This window comes from Segatella copri (genome assembly GCF_009495355.1).
GTDB lineage: Bacteria > Bacteroidota > Bacteroidia > Bacteroidales > Bacteroidaceae > Prevotella.
Window position 1 is genome coordinate 1 of record NZ_VZAD01000034.1, and the last position, 13339, is coordinate 13339.

11 protein-coding genes are annotated in these 13339 nt (G+C 48.5%); 7 read left to right on the forward strand and 4 right to left on the reverse strand.

Annotated features, from left to right (window positions below; genetic code table 11):
• Positions 1-67 precede the first annotated feature (67 nt).
• The 3 genes from F7D20_RS03385 to F7D20_RS03395 form a co-directional block, all read right to left on the reverse strand.
• Positions 68-244 carry a hypothetical protein gene (locus F7D20_RS03385; protein WP_158462851.1) on the reverse strand — a complete coding sequence of 59 codons (177 nt, stop codon included), beginning with the start codon at positions 242-244 and terminating at the stop codon, positions 68-70.
• 237 nt (positions 245-481) lie between these two features.
• Positions 482-2779 (reverse strand): ribonuclease R, encoded by a 2298-nt coding sequence (rnr, locus tag F7D20_RS03390; RefSeq protein WP_158462852.1) that lies wholly within the window; start codon positions 2777-2779, stop codon positions 482-484.
• A gap of 102 nt (positions 2780-2881) precedes the next feature.
• The gene (locus tag F7D20_RS03395; RefSeq protein WP_158462853.1) at positions 2882-3580 is read right to left on the reverse strand and encodes an SIR2 family NAD-dependent protein deacylase; all 699 of its coding nucleotides are present in this window, start codon (positions 3578-3580) and stop codon (positions 2882-2884) included.
• A gap of 138 nt (positions 3581-3718) precedes the next feature.
• On the opposite strand from F7D20_RS03395, the gene F7D20_RS03400 reads away from it, so the two are divergent.
• The 3 genes from F7D20_RS03400 to F7D20_RS03410 are packed head-to-tail and all read left to right on the forward strand — an operon-like array spanning position 3719 to position 6262.
• On the forward strand, positions 3719-4321 hold the full coding sequence (locus tag F7D20_RS03400; protein WP_022252467.1) for an FKBP-type peptidyl-prolyl cis-trans isomerase: 603 nt from the start codon (positions 3719-3721) through the stop codon (positions 4319-4321).
• A 32-nt stretch (positions 4322-4353) separates the two neighbouring features.
• Positions 4354-5229: an FKBP-type peptidyl-prolyl cis-trans isomerase gene (locus F7D20_RS03405; protein ID WP_158462854.1), complete on the forward strand. Its 876-nt coding sequence runs from the start codon at positions 4354-4356 to the stop codon at positions 5227-5229.
• Between the two features lie 43 nt (positions 5230-5272).
• The gene (locus F7D20_RS03410) at positions 5273-6262 is read left to right on the forward strand and encodes an FKBP-type peptidyl-prolyl cis-trans isomerase (RefSeq protein WP_158462855.1); all 990 of its coding nucleotides are present in this window, start codon (positions 5273-5275) and stop codon (positions 6260-6262) included.
• Positions 6263-6401: 139 nt separating this feature from the next.
• Here the strand turns inward: F7D20_RS03410 and F7D20_RS03415 are convergent, their stop codons facing one another.
• Positions 6402-7907, reverse strand: a complete 1506-nt coding sequence (locus F7D20_RS03415; RefSeq protein ID WP_022252470.1) for an acetyl-CoA hydrolase/transferase C-terminal domain-containing protein — start codon at positions 7905-7907, stop codon at positions 6402-6404.
• A 367-nt stretch (positions 7908-8274) separates the two neighbouring features.
• Between F7D20_RS03415 and cysS the strand changes: the two genes are divergently transcribed.
• The 4 genes from cysS to F7D20_RS03435 all read left to right on the forward strand — a co-directional run bounded on the left by cysS (position 8275) and on the right by F7D20_RS03435 (position 13133).
• Positions 8275-9765, forward strand: a complete 1491-nt coding sequence (gene cysS / locus F7D20_RS03420) for a cysteine--tRNA ligase (protein ID WP_158462856.1) — start codon at positions 8275-8277, stop codon at positions 9763-9765.
• 77 nt (positions 9766-9842) lie between these two features.
• Positions 9843-10310 carry an Lrp/AsnC family transcriptional regulator gene (locus tag F7D20_RS03425; RefSeq protein WP_022252473.1) on the forward strand — a complete coding sequence of 156 codons (468 nt, stop codon included), beginning with the start codon at positions 9843-9845 and terminating at the stop codon, positions 10308-10310.
• Complete coding sequence (locus tag F7D20_RS03430) at positions 10311-12059, forward strand: membrane dipeptidase (protein WP_158462857.1); 1749 nt, start codon at positions 10311-10313, stop codon at positions 12057-12059.
• A 45-nt stretch (positions 12060-12104) separates the two neighbouring features.
• Positions 12105-13133 (forward strand): M28 family peptidase, encoded by a 1029-nt coding sequence (locus F7D20_RS03435; RefSeq protein WP_158462858.1) that lies wholly within the window; start codon positions 12105-12107, stop codon positions 13131-13133.
• Positions 13134-13339 lie beyond the last annotated feature (206 nt).

Here is a 13339-nt window from a genome sequence, read left to right on the forward strand (position 1 = left end):
CTTGCGCCGATGGTACTGCAATGCAATGCGGGAGAGTAGGTAGCCGCCTCCTTTTTTCATCAAGGCCTCAGGTTTCGAAAGATTCCTGAGGCTTTTTCGTTTTTCCACACTGATCACGCTGATGCTGTAATTCACAATAATGAAGCAGCTCTTGTTGATAATGCTGTTCTTGCTGATAATGTTGCTCTTGTTGATGCATTTCCATTTGCTGATGCAGCTTTTGTTGGCTCTTCTGATAAATCATGCTGAAGACACAATTCTTAATGATGTTGTAGCACCCGTAGATCTTATTTCGTCGCTTTTTCTTTTTCCTTCATTCACTAATGGTACTGATTTTTAATATAAATTTAATGGGGGATATTTAATATTACAGATTTAGATTAGTTCGGTCCTTGATTACGCAGAATTTTGTGCGTATAGGTACGGGATTAATAAAAAACTGGACTAACCATGAAGGTTAGCCCAGTATGATATTGAGAGATTATTTGTTTTTACGATGATTGCGTGTCTTCTGCTTAGACTTCTTAGTTCTTTTAGATGATGAGCTTGCCGCAGGCTTTTCTTTGCGAACAGGAGCAGAATCTCCAGCCAGAGTGAAGTCAAGTTGTTTCTTTTCGAGGTTGGCCTGAGCCACCTTGATGCGGATTTCATCACCTAACTGATATTTATTGTGATGGCGACGCCCTACCAGGCAGAAGTTTCTTTCGTCGAAGTCGTAATAGTCATCAGCGATATCTCGCATAGGAATCATACCTTCGCAGTGGTTTTCGTCTATTGTTGCATAGATACCATAGCTTGTTATTCCACTAATGTGGGCATCAAATTCCTCTCCGAGCTTATCGCCCATAAATTCTACCATTTTGTATTTGATGCTGTCTCGTTCCGCATTCTGTGCAATCTGTTCCATTTCAGAGCAATGTTCGCAGAGTTCTTCGTAATGCTTTTCGTTGGCGCTTCTTCCACCAGCAGCATACTTGGTCAGTAAACGATGCACCATCGTGTCGGGATAACGGCGTATTGGAGAAGTAAAGTGCGTGTAATACTCAAAAGCCAAACCAAAGTGTCCGATGTTGTGTACTGAGTATTTTGCCTTCATCATGGCTCGCAGAGCAACCATCTGAATAAGGTTGTTTTCGGGTTTCCCCTCACAGTCGGCCATCAGTTTGTTCAGGCTCTTTGCCGTGGCTCCCTTTGTTCCTTCCGTTTTCATCTTATAGCCGAACTTTACGACAAACTCGCGCAGTGTTTCCAGTTTCTGTGGATCCGGATTGTCGTGTATACGGTAAGGCAGGGTTTTAGACTTCTTTCCTTTCTTTGTCTTTCCGATGCTTTCTGCCACTGTGCGGTTGGCAAGGAGCATGAATTCCTCTACAAGTTTGTTTGCATCCTTAGAGCGTTTGAAATAGCAGCTTATAGGTTTTCCCTTTTCGTCAACATCGAAGTGCAATTCCTCGCGGTCGAACTTCACGGCTCCGTTCTTGAATCGTGCTGCACGGAGTTTCTTAGCCAGTCTGTCGAGTGTGATGAGCTGCAGCGCATTTTCTCCCTGATAAGGATGTTGCTTGGTTTCTGCTGGTGCCGGTTCTCCAGTTCCGTCGACAACTCCATTGGCTTCCAGTAATTCCTGAACCTCTTCATATTTATAGCGTCGGTTACTCTTGATGACAGTATGAACGATTCGGTAGTTCTTTACTTCTGCATTATTGTCGAGTTCGAAGATAACACTGTAAGCCAGTTTCTCCTCGTCGGGTCGCAGAGAGCAGATGAAGTTGCAGAGTCGTTCTGGCAACATAGGGATAGTGCGGTCAACGAGATAGACAGATGTGGCACGCTTCACAGCTTCCTTGTCTATGATACTTCCTTCTGTGACGTAGTGTGAAACGTCAGCAATGTGCACACCCACCTGCCAGTTTCCGTTGTCCAGTTTCTGTATACTGAGTGCGTCGTCGAAGTCTTTTGCGTCCTTAGGGTCTATTGTGCAAGTGAACACATCCCTGAAGTCTTCTCTTTCCTTATAATCTTGCTCTGTGATTTCGCCAGTAATTTTGTTGGCAGCATCCTCTACGTTTTTAGGATACTTGTATGGCAATCCATATTGGGCTAAGATAGAGTTCATCTCCACATCGTTGTCGCCCTTCTGTCCCAGCACATCCACCACTTCTCCGATGGGGCTTTTGTTTTCTCCGTCTGGCCATTCTATGATGCGTACCACAGCCTTGTCGTCAGTTTTTCCACCTTTCAACTTTCGTTTAGGAATGATGATGTTGTGAGCAAACACATCACTTGGTGTTACCAGATAAGCGATATCCTTATCTACTTTCAGTCGTCCCACGAAGCTGTCCTTGGCACGTTCTATGATTCTGTTGACCTGTGCCTCCTTGATGTGGTTCTTGCGTCGTGCGAGGAACGTAAATTCCACCATGTCGCCGCTGAGAGCACCCATTGAGTTTCGTTCCGACACAAAGATCGGTTTCTCGCTTCCTTCAGGTATTACAGAGTTCTTACCATTTGGTTTTCGCACAAACTTTCCCTCCATGACCTGAATGCTCTGGTTGAGCCTGTATGAGTTGTCACTTACTTTGGCGAGATAATCGTCCCATGCCATTTCCTCCATGATGTCGATAGCCAACATCTTCAGAGGATGTGTATCAAGATGCAGGGCACGGAAAATTTCCTTGAAACTGAGAGTGACGCCTGGCTGACTGGCAAAGAAATCGTGCAGCTTCTCAGTAAGCTGTGCCTTGTTCATTCTTTTGCCTCCTTTTTTTCCTTTTCCCATAGTTTTTCTTATTTTAATAGTTAAGGGGGTTGTTTTAATAATTAGGGGGATGTTTAAGGTATAGAGTTTTAGGAACTGATGCTCAAAGTAGCTTTGTTGTCACTATTTCAGCAATATGTCCTTTAAATCTTTCATTCCTTCGGAAGCCCCCTTCATGATATGCTCAATCTTGTAGTATCCGTTCGTGCTGACAGCGCCTGGGTCAATCAGGTAGATAGGGATGTGGGGCTTGGTGTAGGAAATCAAGCCGGCGGCAGGATAGACGTTGAGGGAGGTGCCGATGATGACGAAGATGTCGGCATTCTGCACCGCCTCGGCAGCAGGTTCTATCATCGGAACATTCTCGCCGAAGAAGACGATGAAGGGGCGCAAGAGACTGCCATCGCCTGCCTTGGTGCCAGGCTCCACCTCGCAATCATCCTCTGGCAACTCCTTGATGTAGCGATAGTCGTAAGGATTGTCGGAAGAACAAACCTTGGAGAGTTCTCCATGCAGATGTATGACATGGCTTGAGCCAGCCTTCTCGTGCAGGTTGTCCACGTTCTGCGTAATCACGGTCACCTCGAAGTTATTCTCCAGCTCCTTGATGAGCTTATGTCCCTCGTTGGGCTTTGCCGCGTACAGTTTCTTGCGCAGCATATTATAGAAGTTGGTCACTAAGGTTGGGTCGGCCTCCCAGCCTTCGTGGGTGGCTATCTGTTCCACAGGATAGTTCTCCCACAATCCATCATTGCCCCGGAAAGTCTTGAATCCGCTTTCCACCGACATGCCGGCACCTGTTAAAAATACGAGTTTCTTCATAAATCTTTTATTAAGAATGCACAAAAATAGCAATTTTTCTGCAAATAGCATCGTTATGAGTAAGAAAAATGTTATCTTTGCACTCGTTTTAAAGTAAAATAAGAATATTAATAACAAAAAACTTTTATAGATAGATTTATGGACAAAGTAAGTTACGCTTTGGGTATTGGCATTGGTCGCCAGTTGGCATCGATGGGTGCAGAGACATTAAACATCGATGATTTTGCTCAGGCGGTCAAGGACGCCATTGCTGGCAAGTTGCAGATTAGCGAGCAGGAGGCACAGGAGTTGGTTCAGAATTTCTTCGCCGCTCAGGAGGCTAAGGCTCAGGCTGCAGCAGCCGAGAAGGGCAAAGTAGCCAAGGAAGCTGGTGAAAAGTTCCTCGCCGAGAATGGTAAGAAGGAAGGCATCATCACCACCAAGAGTGGTTTGCAATATCAGGTTTTGCGTGAAGGAAACGGCAAGGCTCCTAAGGCTACCGATCAGGTGGAGTGCCACTATGAGGGAACTCTCATCGACGGAACCAAGTTTGACAGCTCTTATGACCGTGGTCAGACTGCCACCTTCCCATTGAATCAGGTTATCGCAGGTTGGACCGAGGGCCTTCAGCTCATGACCGAGGGTGCCAAGTACCGCTTCTTCATTCCTTATCAGTTGGGTTATGGCGAGCGTGGCGCAGGTGCTGCTATTCCTCCATTCTCAGCATTGATTTTTGATGTAGAGCTTGTAGCAGTAAAGTAAACGAGAATTAAGATTAAAACATAAAGAAAACAATGAAAAAGTTATTTTTCGGAGCCGTTGTGGCTTGTGCAGCAGCTACATTTGTAGCTTGCGGCAACTCAACTCCTAAGGCAGACCTCAAGAACGATGTCGACACAATGAGTTATGCCATGGGTATGTCTCAAACTCAGGGCTTGAAGGAGTTCTTGGTAGAACGCATGGGCGTGGATACAGCTTACATGGACGATTTTATCAAGGGTCTGAATGATGGTGCCAATGCTGGCGATGACAAGAAGAAGGCAGCTTACTATGCTGGTATTCAGATTGGTCAGCAGATTAGCAACCAGATGGTAAAGGGTATTAACCACGAAGTGTTTGGCAATGACTCTACCCAGACAATCTCTTTGAAGAACTTCATGGCTGGTTTCATCACCGGTACTACAGGCAAGAAGGGCTTGATGACAGTAGAGCAGGCTCAGCAGGTGGCTCAGGCCAAGATGATGGCTATCAAGGCTAAGGCTATGGAGAAGCAGTATGGTCCTAACAAGCGGGCTGGTGAGAAATTCCTCGCTGCCAACAAGAAGAAGCCGGGTGTGGTAACACTTCCTTCAGGTCTTCAGTACAAGGTAATCAAGGAGGGAAATGGTCCAATGCCTAAGGACACTTCTTTGGTAAAGGTAAATTATGAGGGCAAGACCATCGATGGCAAGGTATTCGATTCTTCTTATAAGCGTGGCGATGCTGTTACCCTTCGTGCCAATCAGGTTATCAAGGGCTGGACAGAGGCTTTGGTTCGCATGCCTGTAGGTTCAGTTTGGGAGGTTTACATTCCTCAGGAATTGGCTTACGGCGAGCGTGAGCAGGCTCAGATTAAGCCATTCTCTGCTCTTATCTTCAAGATAGAGTTGGTTTCACTTGGTGCCAAGTAATATCCTTTAAGAGACTCAATAATAAAGAGGACTTTCGAGAAATATGAATAAAATGATAATGACAGCGCTCGTCCTCGTGGCGAGTGCTTCTTTGTTTACGGCGAGCGCTGCAGGCAAGGGTAAGAAAAAGGACAAGGCCAAGAAGCCAGCCGCGTCTGCAGTAGTGTTGGCTTCAGTTTCCGACTCGTTGAGCTATGCTGCCGGAATGAAAGCAAGCAATCAGGGTTTGATACCTTATCTTCAGCAGGCTTATCAGGTTGATACAGCCTATATGAGCGATTTTGTTAAGGGTTACAGCGAGGCTTTCCAGCGTGGCAATACTCCTCAGGATGTGGCTTATGCTGCAGGTATTCTCATTGCCCAGATGGCGAAGAACCGTATTCTTCCTGCCACACAGAAGGAGTTTAAGTCGAGCAAGGATTCTATTGTTGCCGACTTGTTCAACCAGGGTTTTGTTGCCACACTTTCTAAGGACACCACTTTCTTCACTCCTGCCAAGGCAGCTGAGTATACAGAAGATGTGCTGATGGGTGCCGGCAAGCGTTGGTTGGCAGAGAATGCCAAGAAAGAAGGCGTGAAGGTTACTCCAAGCGGTTTGCAGTACAAGGTGCTGAAGGAAGGCAATGGCGAAGTCCCTAAGGCGAGCGATGAGGTAGAGGTCATCTATGAGGGTCGTATGCTCGACGGCACAGTGTTTGATGCCACTTCCAAGCATCATGGTGCCAAGACAGACAAGTTTAATGCCGGCCGTCTTATCAAGGGCTGGACTGAAGCCTTGACGATGATGCCTGTAGGCAGTAAGTGGGAAATTTACATTCCTCAGGAGTTGGCTTATGGCGAGCGTGGTGCTGGTCAGATTCCTCCTTATTCTACTTTGGTGTTCGACCTGGAGTTGGTAAGCATCGTAAAGCCAGAGGTTAAGGAAGCTCAGCCAGCCACAGAAGTGAGCGACAAGACAGCTGCAGCCAAGAAAGTTGTTTCTGCCAAGAAATTGACTCCTGCCAAAAAGGCTGTAGCCAAGAGAAGAAAGTAAACTAAGTGACGGTTTAAATTCCTCACTAAGAGAATTCTGTAGAAACAGAAGCATAAAGCAAAGAGCTTGATGAATGGCCGATATCGGTCCGCTCATCAAGCTCTTTTTGTTTAAATCTTCATCATCTGCTTTGTCTGTTTTATTTCAGATATTCCCCGAAGTCGGTGAGTCGCATATCGCCCTTCTTCAGGAAGGTGTCGTGCATGGCGAGCGCAGCCCTCATGCTCTGAGGTTCGTGTCCCTTCTCTGCCAGCTTCAGGTATTCGCGCAGCATGGGTCGGTAGTCGGGATGAGCACAATTCTCGATAATCTCTTTAGCTCTGCGCAGCGGACCCTTTCCTCGCAGGTCAGCAACGCCCTGTTCAGTCACAATGACGTCCACATCGTGCTCCGTGCTGTCCACATGGCTGCACATAGGCACAATGGCAGAGATGCAGCCGTTCTTGGTGGTGCTCTGTGTGGTGAAGATCGATATGAATCCGTTTCGTTCGTAGTCGCAGCTTCCTCCGATTCCGTTCATCAACTTGCTTCCACAGATGTGGCTTGAGTTCTCGTTGCCATAAATGTCGCATTCTATGGCGGTGTTCATGGCGATGACTCCCAGTCGGCGAATCACCTCTGGCGAGTTGCTTATCTCGCTCTGCCGGATGGTGAGGTGCTGTTTGAAGTAGTCGATGTCGTCGTACACTTCTTTCAATGTATCGTTGGTCACGGTGAGCGACGAGCATGAAGCGTCCTTGATTCTTCCCTCACGCATGTATTTCACCACCGCATCCTGTACCACTTCGGTGTAAACGCTGAATACCGGCACGTTCGGATTTTGTCCTAATGCCTCCAGAACAGCATTCGAAGTGACTCCCACACCGCTCTGAAGCGGCAGGAACTGTGGAGGAATATGTCCCTTTTTCAGGTCTGATACCAGGAAGTCGGCAACGTTGTGTCCCATCTGTTCTGTCACAGGGTCGAGAGGTTTGAAGGCTCGTGCCTCTTCCGGAATATTGCATTCCACCACTCCCACAATCTTTCTTGCGTCTATTTCTACATACTCTTTTCCTATTCTGTCGCCTACATTCAGTATTGGAATAGGTTTGCGGAATGGGCATTCTGCAATTTCATACACGTCGTGCAGAAATCGAGATGCAGGGCTATGGAATGAATTCTTCTCGATGAGCACCTTTTTGGCGAGACGCACGATTGTGGGCACGATGCCGCCAGCCGATGTGAGGAAAGCCTTGCAGGTAGTTTCGCCCTCCTCCAGGTCGGAAACCTCGATGATGGCAAGGTCTATCTCTCCATAGAAGCCGCGGCGCAGACGCTCAGCCATGTGCCCTAAGTGCATATCCTCATAGTCTATTTCGCCCATGTTGGTATGCGTGCGGAAGTCTTTATTGGTCGAAAATGGCGCACGGAACTTGATGGCGTTGGCTGCAGCCATGTCGCCTTCGATGCTCTGCGATGTAGAGGCACCAGTCAGGATTCCCACCTGGAACGGGCGTCCAGCCTCGTGTTCGGCGATGGCTCTCTTAGAGAGTTCTCGGAAAGTAGCCTTTGGTACGCCGTTAGGAGTAAATCCACTCAGTCCGATGTTGTCTTGATCCTTGATCATAGCTGCTGCTTCGGCAGCTGTCAGCCTTGTGTATGCCATTTTTTCTTTATGTTTAAATCTTTGATGTTTGGGTTGCAAAGTTACACAAATCTTTTAAAACAAAATAACTTTTTGTTAGTTTTATGCAAATAAAAGGTTATTTAGTTATCTTTGTTGTATATATATACGATTGTTTTCTGCTTTATGCAAAAATAAGTGCTGTAATGTTGTCATTGTATGCTTTATTCCCTATAACTTTATTGCTTTAATTCTTTTTGCGATAAACTATCATTAGGTGAGTTTTTTATGGCAGTTTAAGAAGATTTTAACGATTATAGCAACATTTTGTTAGCAAATTGACTGATTAATCGAAAAAAAACACTAACTTTGCAACATAATAAACAAAAAAGAAAAAGCGTTATAAAATATGGAACAGAAACTATTGATCTATAACACCCTCACCCGCACAAAGGAGAGATTTACACCGCTTCATGCCCCCAATGTAGGCATGTACGTTTGTGGCCCCACTGTGTATGGCGACCCGCATCTTGGTCATGCGCGTCCTGCCATTACTTTCGATATTCTTTTTCGTTATCTCAAGCATTTGGGATACAAGGTGCGCTATGTGCGCAACATTACCGATGTGGGACACCTGGAGCACGATGCCGATGAGGGCGACGACAAGATAGAGAAGAAGGCACGACTGGAGCAGTTGGAGCCAATGGAGATAGCCCAGTACTACACCAACCGCTATCACGATGCGATGGAGGCACTCAATGTACTTCCTCCAAGCATTGAGCCTCATGCCACGGGTCATATCATCGAGCAGGAGAAGCTGGTGCAGGAGATTCTCGACAACGGTTATGCCTACGAGAGCAATGGCTCTATCTATTTCGATATAGAGAAGTATAACAAAGACCATAAGTATGGCATTCTTTCGGGCCGCAACTTAGAGAATGTCATCAACGAGAGCCGTGAGCTTGCCGGTATCGGCGAGAAGAAAAATCAGGCCGACTTTGCCCTTTGGAAGAAGGCTTCGCCCGAGCACATCATGCGCTGGCCAAGTCCTTGGAGCGATGGTTTCCCCGGCTGGCATTGCGAGTGTACTGCTATGGGCAGAAAATATCTGGGCAGCCATTTCGATATTCACGGAGGCGGCATGGACCTCATCTTCCCTCATCATGAGTGCGAGATAGCGCAGGCTGTGGCTTCGCAGGGCGACCAGATGGTTCACTACTGGATGCACAACAACATGATTACCATCAACGGACAGAAGATGGGCAAGAGCCTCGGCAACTTCATTACGCTTGAGCAGTTCTTCACTGGTGCCCATAAGAGTCTGGAGCAGGCTTATTCGCCTATGACCATCCGTTTCTTCATCCTTTCTGCCCACTATCGCAGCACCGTCGATTTCTCCAACGATGCCCTGAAGGCAAGTCAGAAAGGACTGGAGCGCTTGATGAATGGCTTGAACGACCTTGAGCGTGTGCCTGTAGCCAAGCAGAGCGACGAGCAGGTGAAGAAGTTTGTGGGCGAGTTGCGCCAGCGTTGCTATGATGCGATGAACGACGACTTCCAGACACAGCTTGTCATCAGTTATCTCTTCGAGGCATGTCATGTCATCAATACCGCCCTTGACCATAAGGCCAATATCTCGGCCGACGACTTGAAGGAACTTTCTGACACCATGCGTCTTTTCACCTTCGACCTTCTGGGACTGAAGAGCGAGAAGGGAGCCAACAACGATGCCCGTGAGGAAGCTTACGGCAAGGTTGTCGACATGGTGCTCAACCTGCGTGCCAAGGCCAAGGCTGACAAAGACTGGGCTACCAGCGACCAGATTCGCGATGCCCTTGCTGAGGCAGGTTTCGAGGTGAAGGACACCAAGGATGGTGTAACCTGGAAACTGAATAAATAAAAATTGTAAGAAGTGCTTGGACCATATTGTATTATCATGGCCACAAAGATGAAATAACGACATTAAAAACATAAAGAATGGATAAAATAGATAATCTTGACAGAAAAATCCTGGGCATCTTGTCTAAGAATGCCCGCATACCTTTCAAGGACGTAGCAGCAGAGTGTGGTGTGTCGCGTGCAGCCATTCATCAGCGTGTGCAGCACTTGGTGGAGGATGGTTACATCACCGGCAGCGGTTTCGATGTCAACCCCAAGAGCTTGGGTTATTCCACCTGCACCTATGTCGGTATCAACCTCGAGCGAGGCAACATGTACAAGAAGGTGGTGGAGCGTCTGCTCAACATCCCCGAAATCGTGGAGTGCCATTTCACCACTGGTTCCTATACCATGCTTCTTAAACTCTATGCCCGCGATAACGAGCAGCTCATGGATTTGCTCAACAATAAGTTGCAGGCCATCCCTGGTGTCGTTTCCACCGAGACTCTCATCTCTCTGGAGCAGAGCATCAAGCGTGAGATACCTGTTATTTTGGAAGACGAATAAATGGAAAACTTTGATTTGGAGTCGCACCTGCAGGGTGTGTACTCCGCCTTTCCCGAAGCGAAGCATCGTCCCCTCATAGGCCTTACTGCCAATTACGAGGGCATCGACGCTACGCTTCGTGAACGTTATTACAAGCAGGTGGTCGAGGCTGGCGGAGTGCCGGTCATCGTTCCTCCAGTGGCCGACACAGCCGTCATCATCAATACCCTCCAGCAGTTGGACGGACTCATTCTGACGGGCGGTGGCGACCATAACCCTTTGTGGATGGGCGAGGAGCCTTCGCCCCGTCTGCACAACATCAATCGTGAGCGCGATCTTGCCGAACTCTTGCTCGTTCGCCTTGCCTTCAATCGTCAGATTCCTATGTTGGGCATCTGTCGTGGCATACAGACCTTGGCGATAGCCCTTGGCGGAAAGGTGGAACAAGATATAGAACAGCAGGTGAAGCACAGCCAGGATGCCGACCGTTCGGAGCCAACCCACAGCGTCAGCTTGGTCAAGGACTCTACCTTATATAATATATATGGCAGCGAGCGCATCATGGTCAATTCGTTTCATCATCAGGCTGTGAGCCAGCCCGGCAAGCGCTTCCGTGTCATTGCCCGTTCTGCCGACAACATCATCGAGGCCATAGAGAGCAGCGAGTACAAGTCGATTCTCGGTGTGCAATGGCATCCAGAATGGCTCGAGGCGGAAGGTCAGAAAATCTTCCGTTGGCTGGTAGAAAGGGCAGACGAGTTCTATGCTGCCAAGCAGTTTCATGCCCGCAATCTTACTCTCGACACCCATTGCGACACTCCGATGTTCTTTCCTCAGGGTGTTCGGTTCGACCATCGCGATTCTCGCATCCTTGTCGACCTTCACAAGATGACTGACGGTCGGCAGGACGCCACTACGATGGTGGCTTATCTGCCGCAACCCAAGCCCGGTGAGAGTTTCAGCAGCAAGGTGGAGTTTGATGTAGAGACGCCTGTGCAGTATGCCGACCTCATCTTCGATAAGATAGGCGACATCGTGGCTCAGAATTCCGATTATCTGGCATTTGCCCGCACTCCAGCCCAATTGTATGCCAACAAGCAGTCTGGTCGCAAGAGCATCATGCTCGGCATAGAGAACGGTTTGGCAATTCATCACGACCTTGCCAATGTGGAACATTTTGCCCAGCGAGGCATCGTCTATATCACACTTTGCCACAACGGCGACAATGATATTTGTGACAGTGCCCGTGGCAACAACACCCATCATGGAGTGAGCGACTTTGGCGAGCAGGTTATTCGCGAGATGAACCGTCTGGGCCTCATGGTCGACCTGAGTCATGCCTCCGAGAAGAGTTTCTACGATGCTCTTCAGATAAGCAGTACACCTATCGTGTGCAGTCACAGCAGTTGCCGTGCCCTCTGCGATGTTCCACGCAATCTTACCGACGACCAGCTTCGTGCATTGGCTGCCCGTGGAGGTGTGGCGCAAGTTACGCTCTATCATGGTTTCCTTCGCAAGGATGGCGAGGCCGACATTCTCGACGCCATTGCCCATCTGGAGCATGCCATCAGCATTGTGGGAATCGATCACGTGGGCTTGGGAACCGACTTTGACGGTGATGGAGGCATTCGCGGACTTGCCGATTCCTCAGAGCTCATTCTCTTCACCCAGCAGCTGTTGCGCCGCAAGTACAGCGAGACAGATATTGCCAAGATTTGGGGCGGCAACTGGCTTCGTGTCATGCAGCAGGTACAGGAGAGTGTTAAGTGAAGAATGAAGAAAGTAGAACGTTGTAAGAGAAGAAAATATTAAACGATGACAAAAAAGATGAAAATCATATTGGGCTTTGTTGCTGCGGCAGCCATTGCTGCCGGGGCTTACACCTATACCAATAGCCATAGTGTGTCGCCCGACGTGCAGGAGGTGGAAGAGGCCGAGAAACTCAATCCCGTGGGTCCAGCCTTCAATGCCGACTCCGCTTTCGCCTATTGTAACGCACAATGCCAGTTCGGTCCGCGTACCATGAACAGCGAAGCGCACGAGCGTTGTGGCGAATGGATCGTCAGCAAGTTCCGTCAGTTCGGCTGTCAGGTGGAAACCCAGAAAGCCGATCTTAAGGGCTACGACGGTACTGTACTCAAGAACACCAACATCATAGCCCATTACAATCCTCAGGCATCCACACGCATCCTTCTGTGTGCCCATTGGGACAGTCGTCCATGGGCAGACAATGATCCCGACAGTGCCAACTGGCGCAAGCCGGTCATGGCTGCCAACGATGGCGCAAGCGGCATAGCCGTGATGTTGGAGATAGCCCGACAGCTGCAGGCCGACAAGAAACTGAATCCACAAATCGGAGTCGACTTCGTGTGCTTCGATACCGAGGACTGGGGAACTCCACAGTGGGCTGACGTTCAGGACGATGGCGACTCCTGGGCTTTAGGTGCTCAATATTGGAGCGAGAACAAACCTTCTGATTATCAGCCCCGTTACGGCATTCTGCTCGATATGGTAGGCGGACAGGGCGCTCAGTTCTATCGTGAGGGCATGTCCATGCAGTATGCCTCTTCGGTAGTTCATAAGGTGTGGCGTGCAGCCCGCCAGGCTGGTTATGGCAGTTTCTTCCCCAAAAGCGACGGAGGCATGATTACCGACGATCACATTCCTGTCAACCAGAAGGCGAAGATTCCTACCATCGACATCATCCCCTATTATCCCGATTGCCAGCAGAGCAGTTTCGGTCCTACTTGGCACACCGTGAACGACGACATGGCTCATCTCGACAAGAACACTCTCAAGGCTGTGGGGCAAACCATCATTCAGGTGCTTTACACCGAGGAATAGTTTCCTCGTCGTATGTTGGGAAGCCCCATCTTGAGCAGAGATATTGTAGCATTTGTTCACCATGCTGCATAGCTCTGTATTGTGCCTCCTTTGGGTCTTAATAGACGACCGACGCCGGTCGTCTATTGTGACCTCCCTTGGTCATAATAGATGCCTCCGTGGGGCTTAAGAGACCTCAGTTATATAGAGCGCTTTTTCTCTTTAAA

What these genes read in the sequence shown, in the direction of transcription:
- F7D20_RS03405 (WP_158462854.1), top strand. Translation starts at nt 4,354, where the DNA reads ATGAAAAAGTTATTTTTCGGAGCCGTTGTGGCTTGTGCAGCAGCTACA.
- cysS (WP_158462856.1), top strand. Translation starts at nt 8,275, where the DNA reads ATGGAACAGAAACTATTGATCTATAACACCCTCACCCGCACAAAGGAG.
- F7D20_RS03385 (WP_158462851.1), bottom strand. Translation starts at nt 244, where the DNA reads ATGATTTATCAGAAGAGCCAACAAAAGCTGCATCAGCAAATGGAAATG.
- rnr (WP_158462852.1), bottom strand. Translation starts at nt 2,779, where the DNA reads ATGGGAAAAGGAAAAAAAGGAGGCAAAAGAATGAACAAGGCACAGCTT.
- F7D20_RS03425 (WP_022252473.1), top strand. Translation starts at nt 9,843, where the DNA reads ATGGATAAAATAGATAATCTTGACAGAAAAATCCTGGGCATCTTGTCT.
- F7D20_RS03430 (WP_158462857.1), top strand. Translation starts at nt 10,311, where the DNA reads ATGGAAAACTTTGATTTGGAGTCGCACCTGCAGGGTGTGTACTCCGCC.
- F7D20_RS03415 (WP_022252470.1), bottom strand. Translation starts at nt 7,907, where the DNA reads ATGGCATACACAAGGCTGACAGCTGCCGAAGCAGCAGCTATGATCAAG.
- F7D20_RS03410 (WP_158462855.1), top strand. Translation starts at nt 5,273, where the DNA reads ATGAATAAAATGATAATGACAGCGCTCGTCCTCGTGGCGAGTGCTTCT.
- F7D20_RS03435 (WP_158462858.1), top strand. Translation starts at nt 12,105, where the DNA reads ATGACAAAAAAGATGAAAATCATATTGGGCTTTGTTGCTGCGGCAGCC.
- F7D20_RS03400 (WP_022252467.1), top strand. Translation starts at nt 3,719, where the DNA reads ATGGACAAAGTAAGTTACGCTTTGGGTATTGGCATTGGTCGCCAGTTG.
- F7D20_RS03395 (WP_158462853.1), bottom strand. Translation starts at nt 3,580, where the DNA reads ATGAAGAAACTCGTATTTTTAACAGGTGCCGGCATGTCGGTGGAAAGC.